The sequence below is a fragment of the Halalkalibacter okhensis genome, assembly GCF_000787375.1.
GTDB lineage: Bacteria > Bacillota > Bacilli > Bacillales > Bacillaceae_D > Halalkalibacter > Halalkalibacter okhensis.
In genome coordinates, this window is sequence record NZ_JRJU01000007.1 from 52,078 (window position 1) to 64,656 (window position 12,579).

General features: G+C 38.0%; 10 protein-coding genes. 2 read left to right on the forward strand and 8 right to left on the reverse strand.

From position 1 onward, the window contains the following. Nucleotides 1-262: 262 nt before the first annotated feature. The 6 genes from LQ50_RS25175 to LQ50_RS07190 all read right to left on the reverse strand — a co-directional run bounded on the left by LQ50_RS25175 (nucleotide 263) and on the right by LQ50_RS07190 (nucleotide 6,564). Nucleotides 263-442, reverse strand: coding sequence for a hypothetical protein (locus LQ50_RS25175; RefSeq protein WP_152608173.1), 180 nt, complete (start codon nucleotides 440-442; stop codon nucleotides 263-265). Between the two features lie 152 nt (nucleotides 443-594). Further along, the gene (locus LQ50_RS07170; protein WP_034627598.1) at nucleotides 595-2,643 is read right to left on the reverse strand and encodes a penicillin-binding transpeptidase domain-containing protein; all 2,049 of its coding nucleotides are present in this window, start codon (nucleotides 2,641-2,643) and stop codon (nucleotides 595-597) included. A gap of 103 nt (nucleotides 2,644-2,746) precedes the next feature. Beyond that, a complete protein-coding gene (locus tag LQ50_RS07175; RefSeq protein WP_034627600.1) occupies nucleotides 2,747-3,745 on the reverse strand; it encodes a methyl-accepting chemotaxis protein in 999 nt (332 codons plus the stop codon). A gap of 223 nt (nucleotides 3,746-3,968) precedes the next feature. Next, on the reverse strand, nucleotides 3,969-4,472 hold the full coding sequence (locus LQ50_RS07180; RefSeq protein WP_034627602.1) for a hypothetical protein: 504 nt from the start codon (nucleotides 4,470-4,472) through the stop codon (nucleotides 3,969-3,971). Further along, the gene (locus LQ50_RS07185; protein ID WP_237563664.1) at nucleotides 4,462-4,842 is read right to left on the reverse strand and encodes a hypothetical protein; all 381 of its coding nucleotides are present in this window, start codon (nucleotides 4,840-4,842) and stop codon (nucleotides 4,462-4,464) included. Before LQ50_RS07185 ends, LQ50_RS07180 begins: the two co-directional genes overlap by 11 nt. A 546-nt stretch (nucleotides 4,843-5,388) precedes the next feature. After that, nucleotides 5,389-6,564: a TraB/GumN family protein gene (locus LQ50_RS07190; RefSeq protein WP_034627604.1), complete on the reverse strand. Its 1,176-nt coding sequence runs from the start codon at nucleotides 6,562-6,564 to the stop codon at nucleotides 5,389-5,391. A 205-nt stretch (nucleotides 6,565-6,769) separates the two neighbouring features. Between LQ50_RS07190 and LQ50_RS07195 the strand changes: the two genes are divergently transcribed. Continuing rightward, entirely contained in the window at nucleotides 6,770-7,180 is a 411-nt protein-coding gene (locus tag LQ50_RS07195; protein ID WP_034627606.1) for an SET domain-containing protein, read from the forward strand. Nucleotides 7,181-7,253: 73 nt separating this feature from the next. On the opposite strand, the gene LQ50_RS07200 is transcribed toward LQ50_RS07195, so the two are convergent. Both LQ50_RS07200 and LQ50_RS07205 read right to left on the reverse strand, forming a co-directional pair. Beyond that, entirely contained in the window at nucleotides 7,254-10,367 is a 3,114-nt protein-coding gene (locus tag LQ50_RS07200; RefSeq protein WP_034627608.1) for an efflux RND transporter permease subunit, read from the reverse strand. A gap of 16 nt (nucleotides 10,368-10,383) precedes the next feature. Beyond that, on the reverse strand, nucleotides 10,384-11,793 hold the full coding sequence (locus tag LQ50_RS07205) for an efflux RND transporter periplasmic adaptor subunit (RefSeq protein ID WP_034627612.1): 1,410 nt from the start codon (nucleotides 11,791-11,793) through the stop codon (nucleotides 10,384-10,386). A gap of 302 nt (nucleotides 11,794-12,095) precedes the next feature. Between LQ50_RS07205 and LQ50_RS07210 the strand changes: the two genes are divergently transcribed. Beyond that, the gene (locus LQ50_RS07210) at nucleotides 12,096-12,530 is read left to right on the forward strand and encodes a hypothetical protein (protein ID WP_034627615.1); all 435 of its coding nucleotides are present in this window, start codon (nucleotides 12,096-12,098) and stop codon (nucleotides 12,528-12,530) included. Nucleotides 12,531-12,579 lie beyond the last annotated feature (49 nt).

Genomic DNA, 12,579 nt, shown 5'->3' on the forward strand with positions numbered 1-12,579 from the left:
TTATTCTAAAAATGATCAAAAAGTCCTCCTCTCCTTTATTATAAATACTCCCTACTATGGAAAGTATAAACATTGACTATTTCATAAAGGAATGATCCTATGTATAAGGACAGACTGTTAACTATTATTTGGATGGGAATAGGGAGTGCCTTATTGACGTCTATATTCAGCAGCATTATTATTGGTTCCATACTTGCTTTGAATCAAAAATTAAATCGATTATTGAAATACTAACCACTGTTCAGGCGCCCTCATGGCGCCATTACTTATGAACCAATGGCCGGTAGTCCATACAGCATTTTGTACAGCCATTCCACGAAAATACCTTTCTTTGCTTATTAATACAAGACACACATAGCAACCGCTCACAATAGGGACACTCTTTCCCATTTGTTCTCACTTGATCCATAGATCCGCAATCGGCACAACGTGTTATTGCCATATTACCCTCCTCCTCCATACAAGAGTATGGGAAGTGACAAGTACTTAGACCTATAATTTCAGAAAACAAATCAGCCTATAAATTGCAAAAGAAAATACACAGAAAGATTTTATCTTCCTGTGTAAATGAATATTGTAGACCAATCTTCCTCTTTATTCTTCCATTTCTGCCCAAAATCTATTGGCCATATCAACAACCGTACTACTTCCAAGGCCCTCAACCATTAAGGTAACAAGGAGATCCTGATGGGTCGCATCTACACTTGTATACCATCCGATCTCGTCTCCTTCCGTACCTTGGGCATCTTTGATTTCCGCTGTTCCTGTTTTTCCAGCTAACATACGAGAATGTCCACTATTTTCTCTGTACGCTGTCCCATTTGGCTCATTCACGACTGCAAGCAATGTATCAAAGATCGTCTCTGCTGTACTTGCTTCAATAACATGTTCTTTCCATGGTCTAGAGTCACTATCCATAAAAAGAATTGGCTGAACGATTGTCCCCTCATTCACAAACATAGTATAAAGACTACTTAAATGAACAGGATTCATTTGGACTTCTCCTTGTCCGTAGCCTGTGTCAGCTAACAGAATTTCATTATCAAGTCCTCCATTTGCAACTTGTGAATCATGTAATGGATACTCAAATGAAAACTCCTCTGAAAATCCAAATGTTTCAGCCCAGTCCAACATTCGTTCCGCACCAATTTCTAAAGATTTCTGAGCAAAATAAATATTATCCGAATACTTCATCGCTGTTTCTAAATTCACATCTGAAACTCCTGGATTCACCCGAGTAACGCGATAATTTCCCCAACTGCTATCGGCTCTCCATTGTTCCCCATCGATGTGTACTACTTCATTTGGATCAAGCACGCCTTCTTCCAATCCAATTGCAGCCGTGAGCGGTTTAAAAACAGAACCAGGAGAAAACGTGCGGTTGAAACGAATTAGGTTCACGTTCCGTTCGTCTTCAATCCAAGCTGTTCGTTCTGGAGACTTTGTACCCAAATACACTTCATTAGGGTTAAACACGGGTCGACTGACAAGGGCCAATACTTCTCCTTTGACCGGATCCATAACAACACCAGAAGCAGCCTCATCCCCTATTGAATCATATAATTTTTGTTGGATATTCACATCAATCGTTAAAGTTAAATCTTCCCCGTCTTGTGGTTCTGTTTTCATTAGTACATCCCGCGTCTCGCCGCTTGCATCTTCAACGCGAACTTCAAAACCTACTTCACCACGGAGTTGCTCTTCATAAGCTGTTTCTAAACCTAACCGACCAATATACTTTCCAGCTCCATAACCTGGCCAATCCTCCCGTTCTAGGTCTTCTGCATTTACTTCTCGAAGGTCACCAATCAAATGTGCCGTTAAATGGGCATATCGGTATTCACGTCCAGGCCTTCTCTCCATAACAACACCTGGTATAGTAGCTTCAGCAATTTCTTCAATACGTCCATCATTTAAAGGAACATCCATTACCGGCGCGAGCCAATCTGGGTTAGAATCTCTATACACTACGGCGAGCTCTGCTACTTCATCCGGTTCAAGACCAAGAATAGTAGCAAGTTGTTTTGCCTCTGTCTCTAAGTCCTTTATTTTTTCATACTGAAAACCAATGCGATGAAATTGACCGTTAATTGCAAGTGGCTCTCCATTCCGATCATAAATCTGTCCACGATTTTCTGGTGTTACTATTTGATAGACAATTTTATCATCAATTGATTGAAAGCTTTCAAAGAGATGATCCGGTTTCCAATTTACAAACCAATCATCTATCTCTTCACCTTCTTCATTTGTTTGTATCTCTCTTACCACTTGGACTTCAGAATCATATGTAATTGCACCAGCTAAGGTCTCTATTTCGACTGTAACTGGATAAGTAAGGTCGCTTACCTCATCCCAATCCATCTCTTCTTCATTAATGTCTGTTGTTTCATAATTCACCTGAATACGAGAAACGTCCATTTGCTCATGAATTTCGGCGTATTTTTCAGCAAACGACACACTCCCATTTGACACTTCTTCTTGAGAAGCTAATGAGAGAAAGTCAGTTAACTCATTATACTGCTGATTTTCCCAAGCATAAGTATACGCTTTTACTGCTGCTTCAGGATCTGGTTGATCTGAAGAACATCCGCTTATTAAAATACTTATAGCCGCAACGACCATAATCTGAAACTTTTTTTTCATTAGTACCCCCTACATATAAGTTAATCTAACATTAGTCTAATCGTTTCAAAACCCATTTGCTACCATTAAGAACTAGCTTCAAAGTATCCTCCTGGTTAAGGAATTAAACAATTGACTCTGCAACGATAACAGACCAACCTTTGCCTTTATAAGCATTGTAGCCTTCTGTTAAGCAATACGCATAGATCTGATTATTTTCAGTAATGTAACCGCGAGTTTCTTTCCCCGATAAGACCGTATTAACTGCCTTCAAATGAGTCAATTTCGTTTTCAATATCCCTGTTCTATCTTTAGAAGCGATGATATAACCCTCCTGGTTAACCACATAAAGCTGACTTTTTTCATCCATTTTTACTTTGTCTATAATATCGTATATGAACTCCCAATTAAATCTTGTTGTAAATACTCCAATAACTTCACCTGCATCATTATGGACCGGGCTAGAATACCCCATCGTATACCCACCTACAACCGAAGAATGATACATATCTGTTACATATACAGTATTTTTTTCTACGGTCTCTTTAAACCATTCACGATCGGCCATGTTTCTTCCGACTTGATCTTGATTTTGAGAAGCTACAATAATATTGCCTGATAGATCCAAGACGAAAAGGTCAAAGTATACTTCATATATTTTATAGATATTATTCATAAACGCTTGCGCCGTTCTTTTAGATTCTACTGTTGGATTAACAAGACAATCTTTTATTGCATCAAATGTTGCCCATGCTTGAACATCACAGTTTCGTTCAAATAAATTACGATCAATCTTATCAATTGTGTCAAATGCCATATCGACCGTTCGAACAGCGATAATTTCATTTGCTTTGTTTTGAATACTTTTTATAAGGGTTTCGCTTTCCTTGCTTGCGTTTAAACTTTCTTCTGCAAACTTTTTAATTTCAGTTGCAACCACAGCAAAGCCTCTCCCTGCTTCTCCAGCTCGGGCAGCTTCAATACCTGAATTAAGTGCCAAAATATTTGATTTAGTAGAAATATCTTGGATTTTCTTCATGACCCCTTGCATTTTTTGATTATCTTGTTTTAACTCTCCCATTAATAACGAAACATTCAGACTGTTATCTTTTGTTTTCTCCACTACCTACAACCCCTTTTTCTATCTACTTATGAAAGAACCACTTTTGTAAGAAGCCTATCTGTCAGATTCGTTTTCTCTTGTAGTTCTTCTTTACAGTGATTTTCTTACTAGAAATTATATCATATTCTTCCAGCTAGCAATCGACAATGTTTTCGTTTTTCTAGGTAATAGAAAAGACGAAAAAAGAGATACCTAGCCTAAGCTTGGTATCTCCAAAGAAACATTATTTAAAAATCGTTGAGATTACTTGATCTAATGACATTTCACTATCAATTTCAAACGTACCAGGACGTAATGCATTAGCAAGCCCACGATTTTCTACTTCATTATAGAATGCCATAGAGCTTTCGATAATGTCTGCACGTACGAGTGCATCGCCTACATCAATACTTGTCATCCCAGATGAGACGGTTAAAATCAACTTCGTGCGATACTCTACCGATTCATTTGTCTCTGCTGTTTCTTCATTCCCTTGTTCAACTGCCATATTTGCTTCCGCTTCATCATAAGCTTCAGCTCTTACATGGTCAAGTTGTTCATGCCACTCTTCTTCTGTGTAAACAAAATACCCTTGAGCTGCCAATGAGCTCTGCATTTCATCTATAGATATCTTCTCTTCTGCTTGTGTCTGGGCTGCATCACTTGTCCCGAAAAAATAAACGGCACCACAAACGCTTGCTGCAATAAGTAGCCCTCCGGCAAAGCTCCGTAGTGAGTTAGCTGTCATTAGCTACTTTTCTCCTTTCATCCTCTAAATAAGGAGTAAGCAAAAGTCTTACTTCATTTTCAGTTAATTCTGTCTCTGTAGCAATCCCTTCCATTGAATAGCCGCGCTTATGTAAGTCTAATACTTCACGCATCAAAATTCTTTGTTTGGGAGAAACAGATTGTTTCCCTTTTTCATTTTCAGAGATTTCAGCATCCAACTCAAATTCACGCATTTTCTTCTGTAACTGATACACTTCTTCCATGATCGAAATAGAAAACTGTTCCAATTCTTGTTTTGCGGCTTTTTGAGATTGCTTAGTTTTAGAAAACGACAAAATGAGCAACAAAATGGCTGCACCAAACAGTATGGCTAACGCCCATTCCATCATAATAGAATCCTCCCTTTTACGAATCTATTTTCTTACAAGTCTTTATTATACTATGATTATCTCAAAAATTCGATTCAAAACAAGAAATTACGACAATGGTCAGGAGTTTGTAACAAAAATGTAATAAAACAAGCAGGTTCTCCTAACTAAATGCTTAATTTATCAGATTTATTGTATTTTTATCTAAAAAACGAGACATGCAAGGAGGATCCTCATTCCGTTAATAAGGATAAAAACGCTTCTTACAGGAGTGAGGTGGATCCTGGTTCCGCTAAAGTCTTAAAGCCATTGAATATTAAGGTCAGCAAGGTAAAATAACGGAATGAGGATCCAAAAATCCATTCAAAGCAAGACTTTTCAGTAGCATAGCGGAATCAGGATCCGCCAAAAAACCTAAGCATACCAGTTGTCCACAGTCGATAGTTTAATAAACCGAGTGGCTCAGCTTATTAAAAAGACATAAAGCAACGCTCAGAGTTTTCACACTCTGAGCGTTTCCTATTGCTGATTTGGTTGCAGAATCGAACTAAAAACACGGTGTCCGTCCTATGAACCTAATATATTTTGTATAAACATACGAACAACATCGGCACCACCAACAATCGAACCTAATGTGCTACCTAAATTTGCCAAGACAACCACAAGCAAAATTCGAGTTACAGAGTTGCTCCAAAACCCTTTAACTGTAAATACATCGTCTGATAGATTTTCGAAATCTCCTACTTTTGGTTTACGTATATAGGCTTCCACAAAACCAGCAAACCACCCAGCTGCAAGGAGTGGATACAAAGAAGTCAGTGGGGCCACAATAAATGCGGTAATCACCGTTAATGGATGCCCAAAAGCAATAGCTGCACCAATTGCGGCGAAAAAGCCATTCCAAAGCACCCAACTCATCGTTAAATTAACACCAACAGCTGGGTTGGCATAAAACGTATAACCTATAATCCCAAGTATTAGCAAGGGAATAAACCATGCAATTAATTTAGGGGTAACGGACTTAGGCGGTCTCTTGGATAAAGCATCTAAGTCATGATCTCTTTTGATTTCTTCTTTAATACCAGGAACATGCGCAGCACCTAATACAGCCACAATTTTATCTCCTGGTGCTTCTTTAATCTTTTGAGCTAAATATTGGTCCCGTTCATCAATTAGAGGTTTCTTTAATTTCGGAAAAGCGATTGTAAATTCATGTAGCATCGAATTTAGCATATCTTTTGATTTCATCTTTTCCATTTCCTCTTCAGAAATCTCATCTTTGCTAAAGACACTATATATAATTTCCATCATTAGTTTTGCTCTTCCCCACAATCCAACACCTTGCCATATTCGTGCAAAAGTAATTTGAATGTTACGATCAGCAAGAACGAGGTTTGCCCCGACCTCTTCAGCAGATTCGATTCCTTGAATCATCTCTTGACCAGGCTTTATACCGAATTGTTTCGCCATTCTCTTCTGAAATGACCCTATTATAAGATTCATTAGTAACAACGTTGCTTTCTTTTCTTTAAGCACTTTAAAAATATCCATGTTTTTCCATTTATTTGCATCTTTTATTGACTGATATCTTTGTTCATCAAGCTCCACACAGACGGTATCAGGTTTTTCTAATTCAATCACATCTTTTACTTGTTCCGCACTTTGCTTTGATACATGAGCCGTACCAATCAAAATTAACTCTTTCCCTGCTATATGTAACCTTGTTAAATTTTGTTCTGACATAAATTACCTTCCTTTATGTATTCTACTAAGCATAAATTGTCTTGTGCATACTCTCCATTTTAACACTAATTTTCGCATTGTGGAAAATATAACTTTTTAATTACGATCCTTTTCTTGGAGAAAATAAGAGTATTATTTGTAAAATATCATTAAATCTGCAAGAATGATTAATAGCGTAAAAAAATAATAACTTGTAGGTGACAATATGATCGAAGTAAAGAAATCAGATCTAAGTGATGGCGAATTTAACCGAGGTGTTTTTGCTACTATAGATATTAAAAAAGGGCAGCTTATTCATACTGCTCCTGTTCTGCCTTACCCAAATGAACAGGATATTTTAATTGACCATACCGTTCTAGCTGATTACGTATACGAATATGGAATCAACCATGGAGCAATTGTATTAGGATACGGCATGCTTTTTAATCATTCCTATACTCCTAATGCAACATATGATATTAATTTTGAAAATCATACATTTGACTACTATGCTTACACAGATATCAAAGCTGGAGACGAAATCTTAATTAATTATAACGGGGATGTGAATGACAAGGAGTTACTATGGTTTGATAAAAATCATCCCGAGAACAATAAAAATGAGACAAAGAAATAACTTATAACAACTAGCACAAGAAGGCTGTTTGAGAAAATGATTTCTCAAACAGCCTTCTTTTTATGAACAATACTTATTCCCCATCTAATTCCATCTCACGGTGCTTCTTCCGTTTAAATAATCTTTTCCACCAATTCGTAAAGTTGTCCGTGTAAATATACATTACTGGTACAAGAACTAATGTGATAAAAGTAGAGAAAGATAATCCAAACACGATCACCGTCGCCATCGGCGCTTGAAGTTCAGCCCCTTCTCCTATACCTATTGCAAGAGGTACCATGGCTAGGACCGTTGTAAGCATCGTCATTAGAATAGGACGTAATCTAGTTGGACCAGCTTCTAATATGGCTTCTTCCCTTTCAAGCCCACGTTCTCTTAACTTATTAATGTAATCAACTAATACAATTGCATTATTTACAACAATCCCCGCAAGCATAATGATCCCAATAAATGCAGGTGCACTAAGAGGTCTGCCTGTTAAGACGAACCCAAGTATGATACCGATGAAAGTAGCAGGAAGACTGAACATAACGATAAACGGATACAATACTTTTTCAAATTGGAATGCCATTACTGCATAGACGAGAAAAATAGCAAGTGCTAGTGCTAGAGTTAAATCAATAAAGGCATCAAGCATCATTTCATAATCTCCACCTGTTTGGTAATCATACCCTTCAGGGAAGATGTATTGATTAAGCTCTGCTTCAATTTCTGCCATAACAGTTCCCAAATCTCTATCCATGATATCGCCGGTTATTGAGACTCCACGTGCTTGGTCTTGGCGATTAATCACAGTTGGACCCTCAGCTTGAACAAATTCAGCTACATCTGATAAGGAGATCATATCACCTGTTGGAGTAAGGATAGGAAGGTTTTGAATTTGATTATAATTCTCCCTATATTCCACTGGTAAGATAACCGAAATATCGATCTCTTGTCCTTCTGTCCGCATCTGTGTTGATACAACTCCGGTCACACTGTTTCTCACCGTTTGCATCACATCCGCATAGGACAAACCGTATTGCGAGGCAACGTCACGATCAACATGTATTTGTACTTCAGGTCGTGCATCTCCCATCGAATGAGTCACGTTGGTTGTCCCAGGAACATTGTTGATGATTTCTTGAATATCGTCTGCAAGAAGTCTTAACGTATCAAAATCATCACCGCGTACTTCAATTTCAATAGGGTTTCCACCCATACCATCACTTTCAAAGGCCATGACACTAAGGTCGATATCAGGGAGATTTTCGGAAAAATCACTTAATCCCTTTATTACATCATTTGTCGTTTCGCTTCGTTCGTTAGCTGGGACAAGACGGATGTAGAGGTCTCCACTATTTCCACCTCCACCACCCATACCCATCATTCCCCCGCCACCAACAGAGGAATAAATGACTTCAGTTACTCCTGTATCTAATAAATAGTCCTCAAGTTCAACTAAGGATTCTCTCGTTTCTTCTAACGAAGTTCCTGTAGGCATTTCAAAACTAGCTGTTATCTCTCCTTGATCAAAGGCTGGAATTAATTCCACTCCTACAAACCTTACACCACCCAAACTAGCAATGAGTAAGATAAGTGTCCCAAACACAATCGTCTTCTTTCGTCTGATCGACCATTTCAACATTTTCTTGTATAGGTTATCGACCCCATCAAAGAAGCGACCAATACTTGCGCTTACCTTACGTAATCCTTTTGGATCTTCTTCAACCGATATCTTCGGCAATAATAGCCCTGACAACATTGGTACAATTGTTAATGCAACAACCAATGAAGCTAGTAGAGTAAAACCAACCGTAAGTGCTAACGGCATAAAGAGCTCTGCAGCAATTCCACCAGTAAAAACAATAGGAACAAAAACAACTAAGCTAGTTAATGTCGAAGCAATAACAGCAGAAGATACTTCCGATGCTCCTTTTTTTGCTGCCTCAATACGGCTATACCCTCTCTCACGATACTTATAGATGTTTTCCAATATAACGATCGAGCTATCTACTAATAAGCCAACACCTAAAGCTAGTCCACCAAGAGTAATAATATTGATTGTTTGACCAGCAAAGTATAACAATGTAAATGCTGATATAACAGCAATTGGAATAGACAAACCAATAATTAATGTACTTCTAAAACTTCTTAAGAAAACAAGAAGCACTAAGACCGCCATAGCTCCACCAAGAATCAAATTCATCACAACACTTTGAATAGAGTCCTTAATAAACTCAGCGGAATCCATGATTTTTGTTAATGAAACATCCTGTGTTAACTCGGATTCCAACGTCTCTAATTGACTTGAAACAGCATCTGAAACATCAACTGTGTTCGCATCCCCTTGTTTTACGATATCAAGACTCAAAGTCGGTTCCCCATTAACATAAGCTAATGAAGACATCTCACGAAACGTATCATTTACGTCTGCAACCTCAGATAGTTTTATTGTTCCTCCTGATTGAAGAGGAATGTTGATGTCTTCGATATCTGCCGTTGAGCGAAAATCCCCCACGATACGTAGTGGAACATCTTGTCCCCCTCGCTCCACTTCGCCAGCCGGTGCACTCATGCTTTCCCCACCAATAATTTGCGAAAGCTGAGTTAATGTTACCCCATAATTTTGTAGCATTCTTACATCAGGTTCAACAATAATTTCTCTTTCTTGAGCACCTGTTAATTCAACTTGACCGACACCAGGTATCCGTTCAAGGCGAGGGATAATGCTATCTTCAGCTACATGCGTCAGTCTCGTTAAATCCATTTCACCTGATATCCCAATTTGCATAATTGGCATTTGATTCGGATCAAAACGCATGACACTTGGGTCACTAGCACCTTCTGGCAGCCCTTGTCTTACCATATCTATCCTTTCCCTCAGGTCTAACATGACGGTATCTAAATCTGTATTAAAATCATACATTAACAGAATGACCGATTGATTTTGAGCAGAAATGGACTGCATCGTGTCTAATCCTTCAGTAGCACTAAGTGCCCCCTCAAGAGGTCTAGTTACTAAGTTTTCAACTTCTTGAGGGGCAGCACCGTTATACGGTGTCATAACAACAGCAATTGGCAAGTCCATATCTGGCATTAAATCTACTTTTAATCCAGATAATGAAACTCCTCCTAATATCATCATCACTAGAGCAATGATAATTACGCCAACCGGTCGTTTGACAGATTCATTAATCAGTTTCAACTAAAGTACCCCCGTTTTAATCTCCTTTAGTAGAAGATCCTTCCGCATTTTCGTTCGTTTCCTCTTCATTCATATCTTCATTTGAAGTTTCATTTTTTTCATCTGCAACTTCATCTTCTTGTTCTATTTCATCATCTTGCTGATTACCAAACGATGGATTAATATCGTTTCGAATATTAATTAAGGCACCATCATATAATTGATGACTTCCTCTTACAATAACGTATTCTCCTTCTTGTAAGCCACTTTCAATTCCAAACCACTCTGCTGTTTCACCATTGATTGTAACGTCGCGACTTTCTACACTTGTCCCATCTGTCGTCACATATACAAATGTCTCATTGTTCTGTTCAATGACAGCATTTACCGGAGCAACAATTTGTTCATGATCTCCACCCGTTTCAATTGACACTTCTGCAAGCATTCCTACTCGTAAGTTATCGTCTGGATTTGTAAGTTCAATCTCAACAGGATATGAACGAGATTGCTCAGCAGGAAGCAAGCTTATATAGGTAATCTTCCCTTCATACGTTTGGTTGAACGACCGAATATGAACGACCACATCTTGCCCTTCGCTTAAATTAACTAATTGAGACTCATTGACATTCACTTCTACGACTGGCGAGTCCATTTGTACTATTTGTAAAAGCGGAGCTTGAGGCGAAGCCATTTCTCCTACATTTGTGTCTAACCCAGTAACTTGTCCAGACATTGGCGCTTTTATAACAGCATGTGTTTTTTGTTGCTGGGCCATATCGACTGAAATTTCAGCTTGCTTAACAGAAGCTTCAGCTGCTTTAATTTGGTCTGTTGACTTTGCTTGTTCAACTGCGATCTCAGCTTGTTTTACAGCAGCTTGAGCTTGTTGTTTATCTTGTTCAGTCGGCATATTTCCACCTAGTAAACTACCAAATACTCCTTGAAGCTCTTCTGGTACTTCTGAAAGGTCAACATCTGAAGAACTTTCAGCATTTGAAATCATTTTTTGCGTGTTTTTTGCTTGTTCCAACTGCATTTCTGCCTGTTTTACACTTTGATCTCTCATGTTCTTTGCACTAGTTAGACTTGCTTGCGCTGCTTCTAATCCAGCACGAGCTTGAGCAATGTTTAAATCTGCATCTGTTGCATCTAATTCAAAAAGGGTATCCCCACGCTGTACTGTATCACCATTTTTGACATGTACTGCTTTAATTTCTCCTGTTAACATTGGCAAGACAGCCATATGTGAACCTGCCATCACATGTCCTGATAGAACTAAATCACTAGAAAGAGTGCCGCTTGTTATCTCTGCTATTTCTACTGGATGAACGGGTTCTTGTTCTTCATCAGCAGTGACACTATTGTCCGTTATATCCGAACTACACCCCGCTAACATGACTAGAAGAATCAACATTAATATCGCACTATAATTTCTCTTACGTACCATTCACTTGCCCTCCAATTATTTTCATTCGGCAATCCTTAGGTCCTAAGAATCAGCCTTATTGTAATTGACTAGTTTATTATGATCCAAATAACATTCTATCATTAATAAATGAACTGAATGTGAACTATTTTATGAACATCTTACAAAATTTGAGAGTATGCATGTTCTTTAAAAACTACTTCTTACTTATCGTACCAACCTTTTATGAACTGAGCATGAACTGCAATTAAATACTTCTGTTTATCTTGCTTGTTAGCTGTCAAGGCTAAGGAGGTGAAGTCTATTGTTAAGTGGAGGGGTTTATGCTTTCTTTTCGCGGAGATGCGCACAAATTTTATTTAAAAATAAAAAAGAACAATCGAAAAGGGTTTAGACCTGAGGAATCGAAAGAACTACAAGAATTAAAAGAAATCCGACATTTCTATCAAACGATTGAAACAAGAACCCTAGGAAATATACATTATTGGATTTTAAAAGAAAAAAGTGGTTCTGGATTAATACCTATATTAGTAACCGCTATCCCTTGGGTCCTCTTTATATTTGGGAATCAGGTACAAGAATTTTTCAAAAATGATGATGGATACCTTTGGTTACTGTTTGTCTTTATTTATTTAATCGCTGTGACAATTAGTGTTAGTATTCATTTCCGAGAACGTTCATGGGCAACGGTTCACTCACGTATTATTGAAGATATTATTGAAGAACGAGATGAAAAAGAAAAAAATTCCAACAACTAATGACAACAGTCCTATTGCACGTAAAAAAGATTCCTATAAGATCAAATGA

Excerpts from the sequence above, each read along its gene's own strand:
- LQ50_RS25175 (WP_152608173.1), bottom strand. The coding sequence starts at position 442 with ATGGCAATAACACGTTGTGCCGATTGCGGATCTATGGATCAAGTGAGA.
- LQ50_RS07180 (WP_034627602.1), bottom strand. The coding sequence starts at position 4,472 with ATGACAGCTAACTCACTACGGAGCTTTGCCGGAGGGCTACTTATTGCA.
- LQ50_RS07195 (WP_034627606.1), top strand. The coding sequence starts at position 6,770 with ATGATCGAAGTAAAGAAATCAGATCTAAGTGATGGCGAATTTAACCGA.
- LQ50_RS07170 (WP_034627598.1), bottom strand. The coding sequence starts at position 2,643 with ATGAAAAAAAAGTTTCAGATTATGGTCGTTGCGGCTATAAGTATTTTA.
- LQ50_RS07205 (WP_034627612.1), bottom strand. The coding sequence starts at position 11,793 with ATGGTACGTAAGAGAAATTATAGTGCGATATTAATGTTGATTCTTCTA.
- LQ50_RS07210 (WP_034627615.1), top strand. The coding sequence starts at position 12,096 with ATGCTTTCTTTTCGCGGAGATGCGCACAAATTTTATTTAAAAATAAAA.
- LQ50_RS07185 (WP_237563664.1), bottom strand. The coding sequence starts at position 4,842 with ATGATGGAATGGGCGTTAGCCATACTGTTTGGTGCAGCCATTTTGTTG.
- LQ50_RS07190 (WP_034627604.1), bottom strand. The coding sequence starts at position 6,564 with ATGTCAGAACAAAATTTAACAAGGTTACATATAGCAGGGAAAGAGTTA.